At 48.0% G+C, this 22,259-nt stretch carries 20 protein-coding genes; 15 read left to right on the forward strand and 5 right to left on the reverse strand.

The window, feature by feature from the left end:
* Nucleotides 1-5: 5 nt before the first annotated feature.
* From B5F39_RS13975 to B5F39_RS13980, 3 genes are read left to right on the forward strand one after another with little or no spacing between them, the layout of a single operon-like run.
* The gene (locus tag B5F39_RS13975) at nucleotides 6-236 is read left to right on the forward strand and encodes a hypothetical protein (RefSeq protein WP_158095911.1); all 231 of its coding nucleotides are present in this window, start codon (nucleotides 6-8) and stop codon (nucleotides 234-236) included.
* A 12-nt stretch (nucleotides 237-248) separates the two neighbouring features.
* Nucleotides 249-665, forward strand: coding sequence for a hypothetical protein (locus B5F39_RS02940; RefSeq protein WP_087363651.1), 417 nt, complete (start codon nucleotides 249-251; stop codon nucleotides 663-665).
* Nucleotides 658-918 (forward strand): hypothetical protein, encoded by a 261-nt coding sequence (locus tag B5F39_RS13980; RefSeq protein ID WP_143330635.1) that lies wholly within the window; start codon nucleotides 658-660, stop codon nucleotides 916-918. Before B5F39_RS02940 ends, B5F39_RS13980 begins: the two co-directional genes overlap by 8 nt.
* A 156-nt stretch (nucleotides 919-1,074) precedes the next feature.
* On the opposite strand, the gene B5F39_RS02945 is transcribed toward B5F39_RS13980, so the two are convergent.
* The 3 genes from B5F39_RS02945 to B5F39_RS02955 all read right to left on the reverse strand — a co-directional run bounded on the left by B5F39_RS02945 (nucleotide 1,075) and on the right by B5F39_RS02955 (nucleotide 4,969).
* Nucleotides 1,075-1,335 (reverse strand): hypothetical protein, encoded by a 261-nt coding sequence (locus B5F39_RS02945; protein ID WP_087363653.1) that lies wholly within the window; start codon nucleotides 1,333-1,335, stop codon nucleotides 1,075-1,077.
* A 269-nt stretch (nucleotides 1,336-1,604) separates the two neighbouring features.
* Complete coding sequence (locus B5F39_RS02950) at nucleotides 1,605-3,134, reverse strand: hypothetical protein (protein ID WP_143330637.1); 1,530 nt, start codon at nucleotides 3,132-3,134, stop codon at nucleotides 1,605-1,607.
* A 44-nt stretch (nucleotides 3,135-3,178) separates the two neighbouring features.
* Complete coding sequence (locus B5F39_RS02955; RefSeq protein WP_087363656.1) at nucleotides 3,179-4,969, reverse strand: ATP-binding protein; 1,791 nt, start codon at nucleotides 4,967-4,969, stop codon at nucleotides 3,179-3,181.
* A gap of 179 nt (nucleotides 4,970-5,148) precedes the next feature.
* Here B5F39_RS02955 and B5F39_RS02960 point away from each other — a divergent pair, with 179 nt between their 5' ends.
* Nucleotides 5,149-5,550: a helix-turn-helix transcriptional regulator gene (locus B5F39_RS02960; RefSeq protein ID WP_087363659.1), complete on the forward strand. Its 402-nt coding sequence runs from the start codon at nucleotides 5,149-5,151 to the stop codon at nucleotides 5,548-5,550.
* Between the two features lie 19 nt (nucleotides 5,551-5,569).
* Here B5F39_RS02960 and B5F39_RS02965 read toward each other — a convergent pair whose 3' ends face one another.
* Entirely contained in the window at nucleotides 5,570-6,139 is a 570-nt protein-coding gene (locus tag B5F39_RS02965) for a site-specific integrase (protein ID WP_087363662.1), read from the reverse strand.
* A 641-nt stretch (nucleotides 6,140-6,780) separates the two neighbouring features.
* On the opposite strand from B5F39_RS02965, the gene B5F39_RS02970 reads away from it, so the two are divergent.
* Entirely contained in the window at nucleotides 6,781-8,142 is a 1,362-nt protein-coding gene (locus B5F39_RS02970; RefSeq protein WP_143330638.1) for a hypothetical protein, read from the forward strand.
* Nucleotides 8,105-10,006 carry a DnaB-like helicase C-terminal domain-containing protein gene (locus tag B5F39_RS02975; protein WP_087363665.1) on the forward strand — a complete coding sequence of 634 codons (1,902 nt, stop codon included), beginning with the start codon at nucleotides 8,105-8,107 and terminating at the stop codon, nucleotides 10,004-10,006. The genes B5F39_RS02970 and B5F39_RS02975 overlap by 38 nt, the downstream gene beginning before the upstream one ends.
* 727 nt (nucleotides 10,007-10,733) lie before the next feature.
* Here B5F39_RS02975 and B5F39_RS02980 read toward each other — a convergent pair.
* Nucleotides 10,734-11,207 carry a hypothetical protein gene (locus B5F39_RS02980; protein ID WP_087363667.1) on the reverse strand — a complete coding sequence of 158 codons (474 nt, stop codon included), beginning with the start codon at nucleotides 11,205-11,207 and terminating at the stop codon, nucleotides 10,734-10,736.
* Nucleotides 11,208-11,496: 289 nt separating this feature from the next.
* Between B5F39_RS02980 and miaB the strand changes: the two genes are divergently transcribed.
* The 9 genes from miaB (at nucleotide 11,497) to gatA (ending at nucleotide 22,259) form a co-directional block, all read left to right on the forward strand.
* A complete protein-coding gene (miaB, locus tag B5F39_RS02985) occupies nucleotides 11,497-12,819 on the forward strand; it encodes a tRNA (N6-isopentenyl adenosine(37)-C2)-methylthiotransferase MiaB (RefSeq protein WP_204245021.1) in 1,323 nt (440 codons plus the stop codon).
* On the forward strand, nucleotides 12,816-13,514 hold the full coding sequence (locus B5F39_RS02990; RefSeq protein ID WP_239391054.1) for a helix-hairpin-helix domain-containing protein: 699 nt from the start codon (nucleotides 12,816-12,818) through the stop codon (nucleotides 13,512-13,514). The genes miaB and B5F39_RS02990 overlap by 4 nt, the downstream gene beginning before the upstream one ends.
* Nucleotides 13,504-14,934: a ComEC/Rec2 family competence protein gene (locus B5F39_RS02995; protein WP_087363669.1), complete on the forward strand. Its 1,431-nt coding sequence runs from the start codon at nucleotides 13,504-13,506 to the stop codon at nucleotides 14,932-14,934. The genes B5F39_RS02990 and B5F39_RS02995 overlap by 11 nt, the downstream gene beginning before the upstream one ends.
* Nucleotides 14,935-14,976: 42 nt before the next feature.
* Nucleotides 14,977-15,747 (forward strand): type III pantothenate kinase, encoded by a 771-nt coding sequence (locus B5F39_RS03000; protein WP_087363811.1) that lies wholly within the window; start codon nucleotides 14,977-14,979, stop codon nucleotides 15,745-15,747.
* Entirely contained in the window at nucleotides 15,737-16,786 is a 1,050-nt protein-coding gene (locus B5F39_RS03005; RefSeq protein ID WP_087363671.1) for a tRNA-dihydrouridine synthase, read from the forward strand. Before B5F39_RS03000 ends, B5F39_RS03005 begins: the two co-directional genes overlap by 11 nt.
* Nucleotides 16,787-16,882: 96 nt before the next feature.
* On the forward strand, nucleotides 16,883-18,358 hold the full coding sequence (gene lysS / locus B5F39_RS03010) for a lysine--tRNA ligase (protein ID WP_087363813.1): 1,476 nt from the start codon (nucleotides 16,883-16,885) through the stop codon (nucleotides 18,356-18,358).
* A gap of 21 nt (nucleotides 18,359-18,379) precedes the next feature.
* Nucleotides 18,380-20,443, forward strand: coding sequence for an NAD-dependent DNA ligase LigA (ligA, locus tag B5F39_RS03015; RefSeq protein WP_087363674.1), 2,064 nt, complete (start codon nucleotides 18,380-18,382; stop codon nucleotides 20,441-20,443).
* A 31-nt stretch (nucleotides 20,444-20,474) separates the two neighbouring features.
* Nucleotides 20,475-20,792, forward strand: coding sequence for an Asp-tRNA(Asn)/Glu-tRNA(Gln) amidotransferase subunit GatC (gatC, locus tag B5F39_RS03020; protein ID WP_087363676.1), 318 nt, complete (start codon nucleotides 20,475-20,477; stop codon nucleotides 20,790-20,792).
* A 3-nt stretch (nucleotides 20,793-20,795) separates the two neighbouring features.
* Complete coding sequence (gene gatA, locus B5F39_RS03025; protein ID WP_087363677.1) at nucleotides 20,796-22,259, forward strand: Asp-tRNA(Asn)/Glu-tRNA(Gln) amidotransferase subunit GatA; 1,464 nt, start codon at nucleotides 20,796-20,798, stop codon at nucleotides 22,257-22,259.

The following is a 22,259-nucleotide window of genomic DNA, read 5'->3' on the forward strand; positions in this document are numbered from 1 at the left end:
AACACTTGACGGACATAGAACAAAGACATCTTAAAAAAGTAAGAAGAAAATTACGGGGATATGAAAGAGTGATGCTTCGCAGCGGCTTTGTCGCCTCTAGGGCTGAAATTGAATGGTCGGTGAAAGAAATTACAAACAGCCCAGCCGATAAGTATTTGGGAATAGAGGACGCCATCGTCATTAAGCGTGGGCTAGAACAATTTAAACAGGGGAAATATAAGGGCAACTGGCAATAGGACAACTCAAACTTGCCAATAATAGCTTTTGAAAGGACTGATTTGTTGAGTCCGCTTCCGAAAATAGACCTATACATATATTTTTCAGGCGATGAAGATGAATTATTGGCAAAAGGTGTAAACGCCTACTATAACAGGAACAATGATTATTACTCAATAAAAGTTGATGATTTGATTGGAAAAACATATTTACCGCCACATAAGGTTTTTATAGATAATGATGATGAGTATAGTTTTGAGAATATGGTAGATATAGTAATATTCTTAAACATAAATGTATATTTTATGAAAAACGGCATAGAATATAATTATTCAAACATCTATCTTGAAAAGACTAAAAACAAAATTAACATCAAACTGATATTTGAGAGATACGCCCATAACAAATTCATCCAAATGCAAAATGCAAAATACAGAATCAGTGTTTAAAGAAATATCTGCTCCTAGGTATGTCAATACAAGGTTTAACAGGCAATATTTTGAACTTCAAGAGTTATGTAATGAAAACCTATTAAAAAGCACCTATATGAATGGCCTCTATATACAAAGCGGCGATAAACGGCTGTATTTCAAAGGCGGTTATATTCATGAGAACATCAAAGAAGAGATAGCAAACACATTATTACATAATCCTCTTGATATAATCGTTAGTTTTGAAGAGCGAAAAGAATATAGGATATAGTAAATAATTTTTTTGAGATAAATAAAATCTGCCGACAAAGAAATTGCTGATTAGAGATGTATTGAGGTAATGATTTATTTTATGCGTCAGTGCTTGAAAAATAAACAAAGAGGCGGAATTTTTTATATTCGGCCTCTTTGTTTATTAATAATTTCTCTATTTTATATTTTCGGCAATCTGCCTGACAAGAGCTTTTCCTGCATCGTTTTTCTGTTCAATATCAGTTTTCTGTTCGTCTGTTAATTTTGAAACATCATAACTTGCCATCCGGCAGAGCAAATATCCAATATCTGTATAGACTTTTGAATGTTTTTTGGCTATACGCTCCTGTACTTTTTGTAATTTCTCTAAAAGCGTCTGCTCAATTTCTTCATCCGTGCGCCGCGGCCTTTTTGTTGTTGTTTGAGTTTTTGCCATGTATATTTCCTCCTTCAAAAATGCTTTATAATCCTTATTATTATAATAGCATTTTATTTCCAAGAAGGCAAAAATTTATTTCTCAAATGAGATATTTACGCCGTTATATTACGATAAGTGTAACATGTTGAGCATAATATTCTAGTCCTTTATTTATGCTGTCATTTCATTTATTATACATATTATCTCCTTTACAACACAATAAATAGGGCCGAGCCATTAATTTGTTATAACAACCCGGCCTCTAACAAAATAAATAGTATATCTGTCTATCTCAAGGCATAATCAAACCATTCATCCTCTTTACCTAGAGCGTATTCAACTTTTATACTTTGCTCTCCATTTGTCTGAAGAACACGAAAAAACAACATTCCATGCACCATTGTATTAAGGGCGGATTCATAGTATCCATCCACTGCAATAGTTTTTGACATTATGATTGTACCTTGGCTTTTTGGGTTGCATTCTACTAAAATTTCTCTAAACTGCCAATTGGGTTTCTCCAGAGCGAAATCTATGGCTTCGCCTATAGTTCTGCCACCGTCATATACTCTTTGCTCACTTATTATTTCTTTTAAACGGCTATTGGGAATACTTGCAAAAGAATGATAAGCAGCAGCAACCCTGGCATAATATTCACAGCAGTCCTTCACTTTGACATACGCAGTTTTTCTTTTATTAGCATCTTCAACCCAATCAAACACTTTTTCTTTGGTAAGTTTATTGTAGATATTTGTATAGTATGCGGTGTCTTTTGCCTCCCCTGCACGGATGTCGTCAAGACATTTACGTAAAGTGTCAACTACATATTGTAATTTCCCGTGGCGGTCTTTGTAATGTTTATACAGCGCTGGACTTGTTTTTAATACGTTTTCTGATAGCCTCCACGGCGCTTTCCCGTCAGAGGCTACTATACCATCTAGTTTTATAGCGTCATCTTCGAGGGAATAGAAGGCTTCATCTGCATCTTTTTTTTGCTCATCTGTAAGATATTTTACGTCAAAACCTCGAAGAGTATCCCCAGATGCAGCTTTTCCGCCTGTTGATGATGGATTAGAAGACATATTCGTAGCGGCGCTATTATTTTGAGTATTTTGCTGAGGTGTTTCTGCAAAAGAGCGCCCCATTTCTTGCAGACGCAACTTAGCAATATCAGAACAATTTTTACCCCAATCAATAAAATTTGCATTGATTACCATTTCGTAGAATGTTGCAGCCGCACCAAGCCTTTGTTCATCAGGTAAATCGAATACAAATGGACAATAATCTCTTCCATGAGTTAATGTCTCAGCTACGATAAATGCTGCAAGGAGATTTCCTTTTTGAGCCATCTCATATAGTACATTAAAATCGTTGACGCTTCCTCCATACGGGCCATGCATTTTACAGTAATAATAAAGCACTGTGCCTTCTTCAGAACCAAGTTGACTTGCCTTTAAAAAACATTGCATAGGTGTATCTGGCCTGGATACAACAGCCCATTTTGCTTTCCCGTATAGTATCCATGCGTTTGGGTCTTTGGAATTTTGCTGTACATATGCTTCTATCATTAACATATCCTTACCTGTCAAACGTTTCCCATAGTCGCTTTCTATATAAATATTTTTTAATTCTTCAAAACTTGGCAACTTTTGTGAATTGTTCAGGTTATTCATCAAAACTGATGGCAATTCATTGACTAAATTCTGTGGCACAGGTATGCCTTGTGGAGCTGGAAATGCGTTGGCTGTTGATACATATACGCATATTACAACTAATGCTAGTGTCGATATAATTAACAATAGTGATTTTTTGTTCATCCGTTCTATCTCCTGATATAATGTTTTTTCTATTATTTATACCTTTAGTAACACTCTTTCATTGTGCGTGGTCTAAACTCTATTCCAAGTTTTTCTTTTAAGTATGTTTTCAAAACAAATACTTCAATTTTTCGTGGTAATGTTTCATTATCCAAAAAATAACGTGTATGGTCTAGCCTATTATCTTCAGATGGCTTAACAACACGAAGGATGCGTTTTTTAGCGTTATCCTGAGTAATATCTAGCACTTCATCTCCATCATGTAGGGTATCGTCACTCTTTTTCTTTGCTAAATCCCAACAAATAATACTATTCAATTTCTCAAAAGAATGATTAAACCTTTTATCAAGGAGGTTTTTAAATTCGACATATGATTTATAACATTCTTTTAATGGCTTATTTAAATCTGCATTGTCTACTACGATAGCATCAATACCAGATTTTGTATCGTAATCAAGAATGGTAAAAGGGAATAAGTTTGGCTCTATTTGAGATAACTGCATAAACAATGTGTAGACACCAATCTCTTGCCTTGGCTCGACAAGCCTTATTCCTTTATAATCTGCTATCTTTGACTTATCGATATATTTTGTCCTTCTGTCAAAATCACGAATTTCTTTTTCTGTTGTATATATGGCGTTTATTTCTGTGTCAAGCATATCTAGGTCAGGTAAGGCAGTTTCGTGATATACCTTATCGTATATTTCCCACGCTTTTTCGCGCAGTGCTTCTAAAATATACGATTCGGTATTTTCAATAGACCCTCTATTAGCAGTTAATTTTAATGCCTGGCAATTTATAAAAGCATGAAATTTAGTAAACTCAGAGCCTTTTTCAACTATCCATTCATTTTTTCTTTGTACAGGGATGTAATCTTTGCAAATCCAAAGACCATATCTCTCCTGCACTGTATATGCACCTGGTTTGGGCCTTAGTTTTTTACGCCTTATCATAGGGTTGTATTTGTATTTAACATTGTTTCCTTCTATATAAAAAACAGCTTGTATTGCAATATGCCCAGCTTGTCCATTCAGATAATCATTAACAACAATGACTTTTTTACAATAATGTTTTGCTGCATCCAGTGTATAGCTTTTTAATAAACTTTTGCTATTAGTACTTTCAGGCGGAAAGACATGTCCAAATTCAATAACATCATATCCTGATTTTCTAGCATCCCAATCAATTCCTTTTAACTCTAGTTTAACGTCCTTATTTGTTAAAATTCCCAGTTCTTTTTCAATAGACCCCATTTTAGTGAACCATAATATGTAATCCCGAAGTCTATCATGTGTAAATTTATCAGCTTTATTTCCATTGTACCCTTTGATGATAATTTTTGTATAGTGTTCACTACTGGCTGTTATTTCTTCTGTAACTGTAACTTTCGGGATATTACCATCATATAATTCTCTACGTGGGTTGGACAAGGTTGCCCTATATATTTTATTTGTATCAGATGTTTGTTTTAATGTTTCTATTTCTATATTGTCACTATTAAAATATATTTTTGTCCCATGCCCCTTTTCTCCTATAAAGGCGCAACTATGTGGATTTTTATCCTTCTCATGTTTTCGTGTCGAATTACCTAAATCAAAAAATGATTGTAAATCATCAAAATCCATACCAGAGCCGTTATCTTCTATAATAATCTTAAACACATCATCGCCATGTTCTCTTATAACATCAAAACCAAGTTTGATGCGGTCTGCTCCAGCGTCAAAGGCATTACTAATTGCCTCACGCACCAAATCCAAGGGGTTTGCAAAATCAAGAGCTATTTCAATAAATTCTTGTGATGGTTTTACAGTTGGTATCAAGGTATGTTCTTCCATTAGCTATTTCTCCTTAGATTAAATTTGTAGATAGCATTCCCCAATAATTAATTGTATTATATACATCTATTTCTTGGATATCAATGATTCTCTATAAAACTTTTATTTTTTATCATCTATATGTTGTTTTAGTATAACCACTCAGCCGATACCATCATATATATGAGGTGATTGTATCTATGAGTGGTTTTGACTACAGGAAGATAGGGGAGAATATCAAGCGGCTTCGAGCCGGAAAAGGACTGACACAGGCTGTATTTGCCGAGCAGCTTGATATTTCTATAGGCTATCTGTCTGAAATAGAGACAGGCAGACAAATGCCCTCTTCCAAGAAATTGTTTAAGATGATGGAACTATTAGAATGTACTCCTAACGAGATGATTCTTGGAGACGACCAGCCTAAAGTATATATTAGAGATAAAGACGAAAACTCAATAGACAATCTGGAGGACACTATGAAGTCAGTCATCGAAATGATGAAAACAATGTCCCCAGACGAGAAATTTAAAATCTTCACGTATGCACGTGACCTGCATTTTGCAACGGAATATCTGAAATTAAAAAATAGACAAAGAGGCTAATTTTTTAAATTTATAAGTTTTATAAGTTCAAGTTGAGATAGACGTTATCTAAATCATCTCTGGTAATTCCGATATAAGACAACGTTATAGACGGGCTGGAATGATTCAGCAGCTTTTGAATAATAGTAATATCCATGCCTTTTTTATAGGCATGGTAACCGAAAGTCTTTCTCATAGTGTGAGTTCCGATAGAATCCTTTTCAAGTCCTGCATGAGCCGCAGCTTCATTTAATATTCTCCATGCCTGAATACGAGAAATGGCCTTTTTCCCCTTACGGGACTGGAAAAGGTAATCAGAACCGGTATCATCATTCAATTCGCCAAGATATTCTTTGATAGCTTTAGCAGCCGTATCACTGATAGGGAAGTCCTTAGTCTTCCCCGTCTTCTGTTCAATAAGATGAATCCTATCTTTTAATTTGCCTTTATCAGCAACGTCATCAATTTTGAGGTTGAGCAAATCTGACACTCTAAGGCCGGAGTTGATGCCCAACACGAACAAACAATAGTCACGAAGATTTTTGCCTTTGAGATACTTCTTCATTTTTTCGAGTTTTTTCATGTCCCTGATAGGCTCAACTAATTCCATTCAGCAACCTCCATGTATTTAACAAACAATGATATTATAGCATATTATGTTACATAATAGAAGGGCGAATTTTTTATAGGAAATAAGAAAAAGGCCATAGGCCTAGGCTATAACTAGATTTATGGCTATTTTGTATATGTAACACAATAAGATTGTGTTACTTTGAAAAATTTTCATGAAAAATATTTTTTTAGAAAATTAAGATGATACGAAAGAGGGGCAATTGGGATAAATTGAACTATATTATACATTATTTTCATTTTATAAACTTTATGCTATTATTGATGTGTGTTCGAGGAACGCAAAGCATGTGTTTTTCAAGCATAAATTGATATTGAAAGCGGTGAATGTTTTTGTATGGTTTTTATAGGCGATTGTATTGGTAACTAGTCATTACCGTATTAGTAATAATACAGTACGTACTATGTGATTATAGATTACATTGTAATATTAGCTAGTATGAATAAAATCAGTGATATTCTAAAAAAATAGTTAATTTTATAATGCGGTTTTTTTGCTAAAGTATATTAAAGTTATTTAAGGTATTTATATATATAAAAAGCGAATATGCTTTATATATATAAAAGTGTGGAATAATAGTCGATTGTTCCGCGCGGCGAATGGAAAGGATGAATAAAAACATGAAAGTAATGTACAATCCTCAATCTATCTTTCAAAAATTACCTCTTGAAGCACAAATCTTTCATTTTGATGGGAATGATGATTATTTAAAAGTGCAGATAGCTTTAGAAAAAGAAGAAAATAGAAAAGGGTGGTTAAATGCAATTGAAAGAACAAAACAAGATGTGGAAAACTTTATTTCTGTGCTTAATAAATCTAATAATATCATGAATAGTAACTTACTACAATATATATATAATCAAGAATTTATGCGATTAGCACAATTTCCGTCTATCGATACTCTTTTATTGTGTTTTAATTGCTCACAAGAGAAATTTAATGCAAATTATATAAAATTAGTCATAGAGAGAGAATATGAACTATCGCTTAATATTATAAGACAACAATATCCAGTATTATTTGAACAATATGAAAATATATTGTTTCCTAAAATATATGAAATCCTTCGACCTACTGAAATTAGTGGAATATCAATTGATAATACTCAATTAACGAGGGATATTTTTGGGGAAATTCAAGAGTATGAAAATCTTACTTTTCAATCTACTTTAAAAATGAGAAAGTTGATATTAAATATAGATGGAAAAATATTTTTAAAAAAGAATATTCAAAGAACAAAAGATGAATTAATGCTTGACTTATGTGTTTATAATGCAATTAATAGCCTGTATTATAACAATAAAACACAATATGTGACAATAAAACAAATAAAGAATTTGCTATACGGAGATGATTCGCGTGTTTCAAAAAAACAGGAACAAGTTATAAAATCTAGTATTGATTTTCTGAATAATATCTCTTTAGAAATATCGTTTAATAACGTCAATAAATATATAGATGTTATTTTTAATACAAGGAAAGAAAATCTTAAAAAATTTATAAAAGATTATCTGGGAGATAATTATATATATAAAGGTCTTTTGCTAGATGTGTCTTATACACAATATCGAACAAATAATGGGAAAACTAGTATGGCAATAAAGATTGAATCTCCTGTTGTGCCTTATGCATTTGCTCTGGCTCTAAAACAGATTATACATGTTCCATCTTGCATATTAAAGAAGGTCAATGAAGATTATGAAAGAATTGATGAATTAATTATGTTAAGTTCAATATATTTGTGCTCATTTACCAAGGCAAAGAAAATTGGTTACAGTGCTGTGAACAAAAAACGTATATTGCGTTTGGATACATTGTTTGAGAAGCTAAATTTGACAGATGTCAGTAATCAGAATATCAGGAATGTAAGGAGTAAATTATATAAACATATAGGGTATGTTTTTGACAAATTGAAAGAGTATAAAATTATCAAGTCGTTTACCTATGAAAAACAACATAGAAAAATTTATTTTGAATCATAATATGGAGGTTTCAATAATGTATGATATGAATAAAATTCCAGAAGACTTAAAGAGTATAAATCAGTGGATAGCCTTTAATGGTAAAGTCCCTGTCGATGCTAAGACTGGCACAGCAATAGATGCAACAGATGAGCAGCACTGGCTTACTTTTGAGCAAGTTACAGAGGCTACAAAAGATACAGAATACAATATTGGTTTAGTTACAGGTGGTACGTGTAATTTGGCAGTCGTTGATATTGATAAATGTATTGATGAAAGTGGAAATTTATCAGACATGGCACAGGACTGCATTGCAACAATTAATAGCTACACTGAATATTCAAAAAGTGGAAATGGAGTACATATATATTTTTGGGGGACCTTACCAAATACATTTCGGAATAGATATAATGGCTTGGAGTTTTATTGGCGAGACAGGGCAATTATTGTCACTGGTAATGCCATTCCACAAACTCCGAGCACCGTTTTTGCCAGAGAAAAAGAAGCAATAATTATGCATTATAAATATATGCCTGGACATGCAGATGAATTAGGTAACGCCTTGAAAAAATTATTGCGTGATGAGGTATTTAACAGTCTCGCATCTATGCCGGTAAATCCTACTGAAGATAATCCCAATGACGAAACAAATAATAGTAGTGTAGACCTGCGCCTGTGTAACTGTATCGCACAATATACAAAAGACCAAGAGGTAATTAAGAAAATATTATTTGACTTTACAAGTCGTTGTCGGAGTAAATGGTATGACAATAAGACATATTTAGATAGAACTATCGATTTAGCCTTGAATAAATTTATGGATAAAAAAGATTCTCAAGAAAATTATAACAATATAGTAGACTGCTATGATTTGGATAGCGATAACTATTATTTAGAGAATAAGTATTTAAAAGATATTACAGAAAATGAATTATCCTCTCATGGCAATACTGGATTTGATAACTTTGATGAGGTTACTGGTGGATTATTTGCCGGAGCATATATTGTAGCTGGAACATCTAGTGTAGGTAAAACAACATTTTGTCTGCAAATGGCGAATCAATTAGCAGAACAAAAGAAACATGTTTTATTTTTTAGTATAGAACAAACAAAAGAAGAAATGCTTTCAAAAAGTCTAACATATCTCTATTATAAAAATCTAACAGGTGGCGGAAATAGGTTAATATGTGCTAGGGACTTTCGTTATGGCAAATATGAAGCAATACGAGACCAATATATAGAAGAATATAAAGATAAAATTGCTCCATATATGAGAGTGGTATCATGTAATTTTAAAACAAAAATACATGATATTTCAGAGTATATCAAACTACATATAGATACAATAAAAACAAAGCCTATTGTATTTATAGATTATTTACAAGTCATACGTACCGCTGAACATCATCGAGAAGAACGCCTTGTAGTGAATCAAGTAATGGAAGAAATTAGGGAAATGGCGAAAATGTTTCGCATCCCTATAATTGTTATAAGTAGTGTCAATCGAAGCAGTTATTACCGCCCACTTGACGCAACTTCGCCGAAAGAATCTGGGCAGGTAGAGTTTACTGCTGATTGTGTTTTAGGTTTAGAATTAAATGTCTTTTACGATGAAGAATATAAGAAATTGAAAAGTGACGATGACAAATTAGCAGAGATTTCTAAAGCTGAAAATCATACGCCTAGATATGTAAACCTACGCGCTATGAAAAATCGCTTCGGTGATAAAAATTTCACATGTAAATTTTGTTATTATCCGCAAGAAGAGCGATTTATGCCGTTAATTGAAGGTATGAAGAAAAACTATGAAGATAGGAAATCTAAAAAGGTAAAACCTAATGTTGATAAGATGACGGAAAGAGAAATATTTGATTTAACTCTTTAAAAAATTTATCTTATCCAATAGAGAAAGTCTGTGTGTTTTTCACACAGACTTTCTTTTGAGTAGTGCTACTTAGAAAACAAGAACTTCAACTTCGCTTCCAGTATAATCTTTATACCAAGCATTCAGTGCAACTCTTGTCCACCGATAAGGCTCTGTTCCGCCAAGTTTCTCTCTTGAGAATTCACTATAATTAACGGGCTGCGGGAACTTGCCTTGACGAACCCATCGTTTTATAGTCTGTGGCGACATGCCAAGCGCTTCGGACACATACTTAATGTCACGAAAGAGCGGTTCTATTTTGTAGTCGCTCATATTGATTGCTGCAATATGAACGAATTGAGATTTGACTAACTCTTATGTCACGGCTCATAGAGCACTACCTCCTTTCGTCATGATGTATAGTAGCACAAGATATTCTAAAAGTCAAGTCGAGTTAATTTTTATTAAAAATTTTTATTAAAAATCACAAAACAGATTGGTAGCTTGTGTCTATATCAAATATGTGTTATACTACTAATGGTTGAATGATAAGATGTTAGACACTAAAATTAGTTAAAAATTAGTAGATTTTGGAGCAAAGGGATTCTTTTGTTTCGTTTATGTCTAGTTATTGTAGTACCTTTCCCGCACCAAATAAGAAATCACCAAGGGCCGGAGCTGTTTATCTCCGGCCCTTGTCTTTCTTTTAATGCCATGAGCGTTGCCGCATGGCGTACGTTTATGCTTGTTAGCCCTGTGTTTCCGTACACGACGCCTTCATCGTCTCGATCAGTTTTTCCGCCGCTTCGGTCAGCTCTTCCTTGCCCGCCGACTGCGACTCGAGCGTTAGCACGGCGTCCTTGCCGGTCTTTACGACCAGGCTCAGGCCGAGGACGGGGCGGCTTTCGAGCACCGCGTCCAGACCTGCGACAGTGAGCTGTTCCGCGCCGGATCCGTCGGGCGCGCCGCCTTCATTTATCCGCGAGACCGGCTTCCACAGCTTCGGCCCGGCTCCCTCCATCAATACGGCGAGGAATTTCGCGCCGCGCGCCGTCCTGTATTCACGTTCCTGCCATGTGCCGTGGCTGCCGGAGACGGCCTCCAGCTTCGTCTCGCGCAGCGTCCCGTTGGTCCATCCTTCTATTTCAGGCAGGCCGGCCGCGAAGGCCGCCGATGCAGCGAGCAGCACCGCCGCTGCGGCCGCAGTCAATTTTTTATACATGATCGCTTCCCTCCGTCACGTCATTTTTCGCCGCTAAGTATAGCGCTTAATGCGGTTTTTTAATATATCACGTCGTCCCACATCACGCAGTTGACCGTTCACCCGCGCCCGAAGCGGACGCGCGGGGATTTTTCGTTTTTTCGCCGTTTTCGCCGCGGCGCGCCGCAAAGACAAATTTTGCCGCGTAATGTAAAATACTAAAAATGGACGGGCGCGCGTGTTGCCGGGATATTTTCACGGCGGCGTTTCGGCGCGCCGGAAATAATATGAATCGAAGGAGCGGCGGCCTTTGCGTAAATTTTTTATCAGAGTTTTCGGGTGCCAGATGAATTCCTACGACGGGGACAGGCTGCGCACCGCTATGAACCATATGGGGTGGACGGAGTCGGCTGAGGACGAGGCCGACGTCGTGATGCTCGTCACGTGCAGCATACGCGAGAAGGCGGAGCAGAAGGCCGCGAGCGAAATAGGCCGCTACGACCTGCAGCGCCGCAGGACGGGAAAGCCCTCAGTCGTCCTCGTCGGCTGTATGGCTCAGCGCATCGGGCGCGAAATGGCGAAAAAATTTCCCTGCGTCAAGCTCGTCTCGGGGCCGCGCCATCTCGGCCTCGTCCCGCAGGCCGCGGCGGAGCTGACGCCCGACTGCGCGCCGCGCTTTTTCATGGACGACGATCCGCGCGCGCTCATCGATCTCGAGGTCGTGCCGACGGCGCGCACGAACCCGTTCAAGGCATACGTCACGATAACCTACGGCTGCGACCGCTTTTGCTCTTACTGCATAGTCCCTTACGTGCGCGGCAGGCTCCAGTCGCGCGCCCACGAGGATATATTGAACGAGATGAAGGCCCTCATCGACGGCGGAGTGCGCGAGATAACGCTGCTCGGGCAGAATGTCGATGCCTACGGCAAGGATCTGAAGAACGGCTACGGCTTCGCTTCTCTGCTCGCCGACGCGGCGGCTCTGCCCGGGCTCGAGCGCCTGCGCTTCGCTACCTCGCACCCGAAGGATTTCGACGCAGACATACTCGACGTGATGAAGGAGAGCCCGTCCATATGCCGCGCGATAAATCTGCCGGTGCAGTCCGGCAGCGACAGGATACTGCGCGAGATGAACCGCGGCTACACGTCGGGGCAGTACCTCGAGCTTGTGGACAGGATAAAGAGCGCGCTTCCGGACGTGAGCCTGACGACCGACTTGATAGTAGGCTTCCCGGGCGAGACGGAGGAGGAGTTCCGCGATTCTTACAGGCTTCTTGAAAAGGTGAAGTTCGACATCGTCCACACGGCGGCCTACTCTCCGCGCGAGGGGACACGCGCCGCGATGATGGACTGTCAGGTAGACAATCGCGTCAAGGCCGCGCGCCTCAACGAGATAAACGCGCTGCAGGCGTCGATAGCGCGCGCCTCGAACGAGCAATATGTCGGACAGGAGTTCGATATACTGGCCGACGGATGGGCCCCGCGCGGCGAGGGCAAGATACAGGGCCGCACGATGACCGACAAGGTCGTCATAATCCCCGGCGGCGAGGAGGACTTCGGCAAAACGATTCCGGTCACGATAACGCGCGCGAGCCATTGGTCGCTTGAGGGCGAGCGGAGGAGAAAGCCGTGAATTTCCGCGCCTCCGGCAAGGTCCTGACCGCGGCGGGAATTATATGCTTCGCAGCGGCGTTTCTTCTGCTGAACTCATTTAAGGGAGAGTTCGGCAAGGATACGGCGGGGCTTTCGACGGAGCTGCCGCAGATGGAGGACACGCTCGACGTTACGCCGAAGGCCGCGGCGCCTGCGGCGCAGGAGCCGGAGCGTCTCGCCTCTGTTACGCAAAGTACCGCTCTGCCGCAGAAATGGGTCGTCTACGTCACTGGTGCGGTGCGCAATCCGGGCGTTTACGAAATCGCGCCTTCGTCGCGCGTCTACGAAGCGCTGAACGCCGCGGGAGGATTTTCCGCCGATGCCGACCAGGAGGCGGTAAACCTCGCCGCTATGCTGACCGACGGCGTCCATATAAAATTCCCACGCAAGGGCGAGGCCGTTACGCCTCAGTCTTCCGCGCCCGCAGCTCCGGCGCGGGCCTCAGTTTCATCCGCGCCGCGCGCATCTGCCGCCTCCGGCAAAATCAACATCAACACCGCGGGCCTAGGCGAGCTCGACTCGCTTGCCGGGATAGGGCCGAAGACCGGGCAGGCGATAATCGACTACCGAGAGGCCAACGGGCCTTTCCGCCGCGTCGAGGATCTGATGAACGTCAAGGGCATCGGGCCGAAAAAGTTCGACGCGATAAAGGACGACATAACGGTTGGCGGCTAAGGAGGGGCCTCTCTCCTCGGCTCCCGCCTTTTTCATATTTTTATCTCTCTGCGCGGCGATCCTGCTCGGCGTGCGCACTTTCGCGCCGCCCGCCGCCGCGGCGCTCGCTTCGGCGCTTTTGTGCGCCGCGGCGATATTTGCGGGGACGGCCGGCGTCGTTCCCGGCTGGCGGCGGATGCTTTGCCTCGTGCTTATGATTTCATTCGCGGTTTCTTTCGTATCGATCCTCCGCGTGCGCGAGAATATCTCGTTTCCGGATCGAGTTGAGACCGCCGGAAAAGTCCTGCTCTCGCGCGAGTGGGGCAAAAGGCGTGCCGTGTTGATCGAGACTCCATACGGGCGCGCCGCCGCCTACACTCGCGAGAATCCGCGCGAAGGCGCGAAGGTTTGGCTGCGCGGCGCGTCGTTCGATTTCAAACGCGCGGAGGAGCGCGGCGGCTTCGACGAGATGCTTTTCTGGCGCGGCAAGGGCGCGGTAAAAAGGCTCGAGCTTTTCGAGATACGCGAGACGGCTCCGCCGTCCGGCGTCGCGGCGTGGCGCGGACGGCTCGACGGGGTTTTCGCCGGCCGGCTGTATCCCTTGAGCGCGGCCTATATGTCGGCGCTCACGACCGGGCGTCGCTCCGCCGCGATAGAGGAGCCGCACGAGCGCGCCGGCACTATACATCTGCTTTCCGTATCGGGCTTTCATGTCGGCGTGCTTGCGGGGCTGCTCTTCTTTCTCCAGCGCGGCGGCGCGGCGCGCACAGCCGTAGTATCGGCGGCGATGTGGTTCTACGTCGCGCTCGCCGGTTTCCCGCCCGGCGGTGTTAGGGCCGCCGTCATGGCGCAGATGTGTCTCGCGGCGGAGGCCCTCGGGCGTCCGTATTCGTCCTTCAACAACGTCAGCGCCGCAGGCTGCGTCATGCTGCTCTATAATCCGTGGAGCTTCTTCGACGTCGGGTGGCGTCTGTCTGTGCTCGCGGCGCTCTTCATAACGGCCGGAGCCCGCTTCGCTGGGCGCGGCTTTTCCGGCGCCGCTGCGCTCTCCGTGCTCGTCTGGTTCGTCAGCGCGCCTGTCGTGGCTGAGGTCTTTTCTTCCGTGCCGGTCGCCGGGCTTTTCATCAACGTCGTCGCCGTGCCGTATTTCGCTGTGATATTTCCCTTGGTTTTCGCTCTGTCCCTGCCTCCGCTGCTCGGTCTTCCATTCTCGTCATTCTTCGCCGCGCTCTCCGAAATTATCCTGAGTTTCTCTCAGAATGCGCTTGAATTCCTCGCCTCTCTGGCGCCGGCGGGCGTAGGCTGGTCTGCGATGCTTTTCGTCTTCGCCGCCGCCGTTTTCAGCGCCGCGGCCGCGCTCAGGTGCGGAGCCCCGGCTGGGCGCACGCCCTTCATCGTCCTCTTTTCCGTGATACTGCTGCTGTATCTCCGCTCCGTGTAGTAAAATATAAAAATTGTATTATCTCTCTGGGAGGAATGGCGGATGCTTCTCGTCTTCGACATTGGGAACACAAATACGGTAATGGGCATCTACGACGGAGAAAAGCTCGTCGGACACTGGCGGCTGACCTCGCGCAAGCGCACCGCGGACGAGGTCGGCTTCATGGTGCAGGGGATGCTCTCGTCGTTCGGGATAGACAAGAGCGCCGTCGACGGCGCGATTTTCGGCAGCGTGGTGCCGCCGCTCGACGAGATGATACGCGGAGGCGTAAAAAAATATATCGGCATAGACTGTATCCGCGTGACGGCGAAGCTCAACACCGGACTAACGATAAAGATGAAGAACCCGACCGGCATCGGGGCCGACCGCATAGTGAACGCTGTAGCGGGACGCGCAAAATACGGCGCTCCGCTAGTCATCGTCGACCTCGGGACCGCCATAACTTTCGATGTCATATCGGCGGAAGGCGCGTATCTCGGCGGCGCGATAGCGCCGGGAATGGAACTTGCGATGGAGTCGCTCTTCTCGCGCACGGCGAAGCTGCCGCAGATAGAGCTCACCGCTCCCGAGCACGTCATCGGCGGCAACACGGTAGAGGCGATACAGTCCGGCGTAATCTACGGCACCGTAGGCATGGCCGATAAGATAATCAAGGGAATTTTCAAGGAGCTCGGAGGCCCATGCCGCGTTGTAGCGACAGGCGGCCACGCGCCGCTCATCGCGAAATATTCGAACCGCATCGACACAGTGGACCAGTGGCTTACGCTCGACGGTCTGAGGATACTGTACGAAAGGAACCGCGTTGCTGACTGAGGCCGCAGGCGCGCCGCGCGATTTCGCTCCGCCGGGCTGGCCGAAAAAAGTCGGCGGCGTCGAGGTCGCCAATCCGGTATGGCTCGCGCCGCTCGCGGGAATAACCTTCAGTTCCTTCCGGCGCTTCCACCGGGCGCTCGGCGCTGGGCTCGTCCATACGGAAATGGTCAGCGCGCTCGGCCTCATATACAAGGGACGCAAGACGAAGGAGCTGCTCTACGGCTTCGACGACGAGCGCCCGTGCGCGCTCCAGCTCTTCGGCGCGAGCGCCGCTGACATGGCGAATGGCGCGGAGATCGCGCTCTCTATACGCCAGTTCGACGCGCTCGAGGTCAACATGGCCTGCCCGATGCCGAAGGTGACGAAGAAGGGCGCCGGCTCGAAGCTTATGGAATTTCCGGACGAGGCCGCGGCTATGATGAGCGCGCTGAAAAAATTCGGCCTCCCTGTGTGGGCGAAGGTGCGCGTCATGCCGCGCGGCTCGGCGCTCACTACCGAGCAGTTCTGCGAAAGGCTCTTCGACGCTGGGGCGGATTTTATATTCGTACACGGACGCACGCCGGCCCAGAGATACGAGGGGACCGCGTCGCGCGAGGCCGTAGGCGGGGTCGCCGCGATGTTTCCAGGAATGATAGGCGGAAGCGGCGACTGCTACGCGCCGGAGGATTTCGCGGACTATCTGTCGCGCGGCTGCGCCGCGGTGCTCGCGGCCCGCGGCGTGCTGCGCGACGCGCTGCTCGTGCCGCGCGCGCTGAAACTGCTCGGCGCGCCTGTGCCGGACGGCTTTTGCACTCAGTCCCCGGAGGCGCAGGCCGAAATTCTTCTCGAACTCGGTAGAAACATCTATAATACCGAGGGAGAGTCTCTCGCTCTCATGATAGCGAAGAGAATGCTCGGCGCTCTGTTTAAGGGCTTCGCTGGAGCGCCGAAGCTCCGCCGCGATGGCGCCATGGTCAGAAAATGGGAAGAAATGGAAAAACTCCTGAAAGACCGCGCATCTTGCGAAAGCAGCGAATGCGGCGCGGAAACGCGGCATTAACGCAAATATGCGTCATCATAGAGTTTTAATAAACACACGGGAGATGTGATTCAAGTGGCAGAAGAGAAGAAGAACGCGCCGGCGCAGCAGAACGTAATGCCGGAAGAGGAGATTTTCCGCCAGCGCAAGGACAAGCTGACGCGCCTCCGCTCGGAAGAGGGCTACGACCCCTACAAGCAGGACCACTACGAGGTGAAGCACAGCCTCGCCTATGTAAAGGAGAAATACGGCTGCCTCAAGCCCGAAGAGTGGGCCGACGAGGAGATTCAGACGGCGGGGCGCATAATAGTTCTGCGCCGCCACGGAAAGACCGCCTTCGCCACATTCGAGGACGGCTTCGACCGCCTGCAGCTCTGCTTCCAGTTCGACGTGCTCGGCGAGAAGGACTACTCTTTCTTTAAGAAATGGGTCGATGCGGGCGATTTCATCGGCCTTGTAGGCGTTCCGTTCCGCACGCAGCGCGGCGAGCTTACGCTGTCGGTGCGCAGCTTCACGCTCCTGTCGAAAGCGCTGCGCCCGATGCCCGAGAAGTACCACGGCCTCAAAGATATGGAGGTCCGCTACCGCCAGCGCTACGCAGACCTCATAGCCAATCCGGAGGTGCGCGACGTATTCCGCAAGCGCACGAAGATAATACAGACCTTCCGCCGCGTCCTGGACAGCCACGGAACTCTCGAAGTCGAGACGCCTATACTCTCTACGATTGCTGGCGGCGCGAACGCGCGCCCCTTCATCACGCACCACAACACGCTCGACATCGACATGTACCTGCGCATCGCGACGGAGCTTTACCTCAAGCGCCTCGTCGTCGGCATGATGGGCCGCGTCTACGAGATAGGCAAACAGTTCCGCAACGAGGGCATGGACCTGCGCCACAACCCGGAGTTCACGACGATGGAGGTCTACTGGCCGTACGCCAATTACGAGGACATGATGAACCTCGCCGAGGAGCTGATAGTCGCTTGCGCCGACGAGCTCGGCGGCCGCGTCGTCAGCTATCAGGGGACGGAGATAAATCTCAACCCGCCATTCCGCCGCGCTACGATGGCGGAGCTCGTCAACGAGCACGTAGGCGTAGACTTCATAAACATCACGGACGAAGAGGCGCGCCGTCAGGCCGCGCTGCGCGGTCTGGAGATCAAGCCGTCGTTCACGCGCTTCGACATCCTGCCGCTCTTCTTCGACGAATATGTCGAGGACAAGCTGATACAGCCGACCTTCGTCATGGGACACCCGACAGTCATATCGCCGCTCTCAAAGCGCAACAAGGAGAACCCGGACATCACGGACCGCTTCGAGCTTTACATCAACGGCTGGGAGATGGCGAACGCTTTCAGCGAGCTCAACGACCCGCTGGACCAGCGCGAGCGCTTCATCGACCAGGCGCGCAAGAAGGCCGACGGCGACGACGAATCGCATCCGTTCGACGAGGATTTCGTAAATGCGCTCGAATACGGCCTTCCGCCGACCGGAGGAATGGGGATCGGCATCGACCGCGTCGTGATGATACTGACGGATTCCAAGAGCATACGCGACGTCATCTTCTTCCCGACGATGAGGCCGAAGGACTAGAGGCGGCGCCGGAAAAGTTTCATGGGCGAATTTGAAAATCTGAAAAAAAGAACAGAAGAGCTGCGCGCGGAGCTTGACCGCCACGCGCGGCTCTATTACGAGGACGACGCGCCGGAGATTTCGGATTTTCAGTACGACAGGCTGATGCGCGAGCTTATGGAGATAGAGGAAAAGCATCCCGAGCTCGCCGCACCGGACTCGCCGACGCAGAGGATAGGCGGCGCACCGCGCGAGGGCTTCGTCAAGGTCGCCCACGCGGAACCGATGATGAGCCTCGAAAACGCGCTGAACCGCGACGAGCTCGCCGAGTTTTACACGAAACTCGGCGAAGCTCTGTCGGACGAAAGCCCCGAGGTGCTTTGCGAACCGAAGATAGACGGCCTCGCCGTCTCGCTGATCTACGAAAACGGCGTCTTTACGCGCGGCTCGACGCGCGGCGACGGACAGATAGGCGAGGACGTCACTGCGAACCTCAAAACTATCAGGACGATGCCGCTTCGCCTCTCAGTCCCGGTCGAAGGGACGCTTGAGGTGCGCGGCGAGGTCTGCATAGACAAGAGAGGCTTCGCGGCGCTCAACGCCGCGCGCGAAGAAAACGGAGAGCCGCTCTTCGCGAACCCGCGCAACGCCGCGGCCGGCAGCCTGCGCACTCTCGATCCTAGAGAAACGGCCCGGCGCAGGCTGAAGATATATCTTTATCAGGTGATAGAACCTGAGAAATACGGCGTCAAGACGCAGCAGAGAATGCTCGAATGGCTGAAAGAACTCGGCCTTCCGACCCAGGGCGGCGACCGTCTCTGCTCTTCGCTCGAAGATATATACGCCTACCTCGACGAGTGGGAGACGGGACGCTTTGAGCATCCGATAGACACGGACGGCGTCGTCGTCAAGCTCAACGACATATCGCTGCGCCCTCTGCTCGGCGTGACGGCGAAAGCCCCGAAATGGGCCATCGCCTTCAAGTTCCCGCCGGAAGAAAAGCTCACGCAGATAAAAAACATCGAGGTGACAGTGGGGCGTACCGGCGTGCTTACGCCGACCGCCGTCTTCGACCCGATACGGCTCGCCGGAACTACCGTGCGCCGCGCAGGGCTCCACAATCAGGACGAAATCGACAAAAAAGACGTGCGCGTCGGAGATTTTGTATGGGTGCGCAAAGCCGGAGAGATAATCCCGGAGGTTGTGCGCGTCGAGTACGAAAAACGCCCCGACGGGACGGAGCCCTTTAAACTGCCGGAGGCATGCCCCGTATGCGGCTCCACCGCCGTAAGGCTGCCGGGCGAGGCCGCGGTCAAATGCACCAACAGCGCATGCCCGGCGCAGGTCAAGGAGCGAATCATATATTTCGCCTCGCGCTCCGCAATGGATATAACGGGCCTCGGCGAGAAGCTCGTCGGGCAGCTCGTCGAAAAAAAGCTGCTCTCGAACTACGCGGACATATATTCGCTGAAGGAGGAGCAGGTCGCGGCGCTCGACCGGATGGGCGACAAATCGGCGCAGAACCTGCTCGCGGCGATAGAGAAGTCGAAGAGCCGTCCGCTCGGCGCGGTCATAAACGCGCTAGGCATCAGCAACATCGGGGAGAAGACCGCCGCCGACCTGGCGGAGCGATACAACTCGCTGGACGTTCTCGCGGAAAAGTCGCGCGAAGCCGTAGAAGAGCTTGAGACCGTCGATGGCGTCGGAGAGATAATCGCGCAGTCGCTCCACGCGTGGTTCACAGAGCCGCACAACATCGCTCTGCTGGATAAGCTCAGAGCAGCCGGCGTGCGTTTCGAGCAAGAGGCGAAAAGCGCGGCGGCCGGGCCGCTTCCGTGGAACGGCCTTAAATTCGTGCTGACCGGCGAGCTTTCGGGAATGACTCGCGCGCAGGCCGGCGTGCTGATAAAGGAGCGCGGCGGCAAAGTCGCCGAAAGCGTCAGCAAAAAGACTGACTTCGTCGTCGTCGGGGAAAATCCAGGAAGCAAATACATAAAGGCGCAGAGCCTCGGCGTCCCCGTGCTCGACGAGGCGGCCTTCATGGCGAAGCTGGCCGCCGCGGATTCGGGCGACTGGCCGGAAACCGCGGAAACTGCGGAAAATTAACGGAATATTCCTCGCTCAAGGGGGTTCATATATGATTAAGAACATGGAGATGGACAGGGAGAGACTGCGCGAAGTGCTTACGCTGTCGCGCATCGGACTGCCCGAAGAGAAGTACCAGGAAGTCCTTGACCGCGTCAACGAGATACTGAGAATGTGCGATAAGATGCAGGAGCTGGCGGGCGAGGACGTGCCGCCGTTCGAGTGGGACGTGAAGAAGGCTCCGGCGCGCCGCCGCGACGAGCCCGTGAAATGGGACGGGCGCGACGCCTTTTTGGCGCAGGCGCCGGTGCGCGACGGCGATTTCTTCCGCGTGCCGCGTATAATCGCGCTCGAAGACGAGGAGGAGTAGCGCATGGAATTTTATAAAATGTCCGCGCGCGAGATAGCAGAAGGCGTGAAGTCGAAGCGCTTCACCGCCGAGTCGGTCGCGCGCGAGTCGATAGAACGCATAAAGACGCTGGACAAAAAATACAACTCAGTCGTGACGCTCTGCGAGGATGAGGCTCTCGCCGCCGCGCGCAGAATCGACGAAGCCGTGGCCCGCGGCGAAGACCCGGGGCCGCTCGCGGGCGTCCCGTTCGCCGTAAAGGACAATTTCTGCACGAACGGCATAGAGACCACCTGCTGCAGCAACATGCTCAAAGGCTGGGTGCCTCAGTACGACGCGACCGCAGTCAAAAATATGAAGGAGGCCGGAGCCGTCCTCGTCGGAAAGACGAACATGGACGAGTTCGCGATGGGCAGCACGACCGAAAGCTCGATATTCGGCCCGACGCTCAACCCGCGCGACACGGAGCGCGTCCCCGGCGGAAGCTCTGGCGGCAGCGCCGCCGTCGTAGCCGCGGGACTTGTGCCCGTAGCGCTCGGCAGCGACACAGGCGGCTCGGTGCGCCAGCCGGCGGCCTTCTGCGGCGTGCAGGGCATGAAGCCCTCGTACGGACAGATAAGCCGCTACGGCATCGTCGCCTACGCCTCGTCGCTCGACCAGGTCGGGCCGATAGCGCGCAACGTCGGCGACCTCGCCGTGATGATGGACGTGCTCGCGAAGGAAGACCCGAACGACTCGACCTGCGACGCATACGAGCGCCCGTCCTTCAGCGGCGCGCTTGACGGAGCGTCGCTCGCCGGCAAAAAGGTCGCCGTGCTCACTGGCTACGACAAAAACAGCATTGACGCGCCTCTCGCCGCGGCGATAGACAGGGCCGTCGAAATCTGCCGCGAGGCCGGGGCGGAGATAATCGAGGCGGCTTTGCCGATAACGATGGAGCACACCGTCGCCTGCTATTACATGGTCGCGCTCGGAGACGCCAGTTCCAAGCTCGCCTGCTACGACGGGATGCGCTACGGACATCACGCCGACGGACGGAACCTCTCCGAAATGTATAAAAAGAGCCGCATGGAGGGCTTCGGCGAAGAGGTGAGCAAGCGCATACTCGTCGGCACCTGCATACTCACGCGCGGCTACTACGAAAACTATTTCGTCCCCGCCACGAAGGTGCGCCAGCTCATCTCCGACGAGTTCAAAGAGCTCTTCCGCACGGCGGATTTCCTGATATGCCCGATAACGCCGGTGCTCGCATACAAGCGCGGCCTCAGCGAAACCGACCCCGTAAGGATGTACCTCGGCGACGTCTTTACTACGATAGCGAACCTCGCCGGGCTCCCGAGCATGAGCCTCAACCTCAGCTTCACGCCGGAAGGGCTGCCGGCGAACGTGCAGATACTTGCGCCGCGCTTCGGCGACGCGGAGCTCCTGGCCTGCGCCTCAGTCATAGAAAAAGCCGCCGGAGAGCCAGCGCCCGTCGAAACGGAATAG

The organism is Cloacibacillus sp. An23, from assembly GCF_002159945.1.
GTDB lineage: Bacteria > Synergistota > Synergistia > Synergistales > Synergistaceae > Caccocola.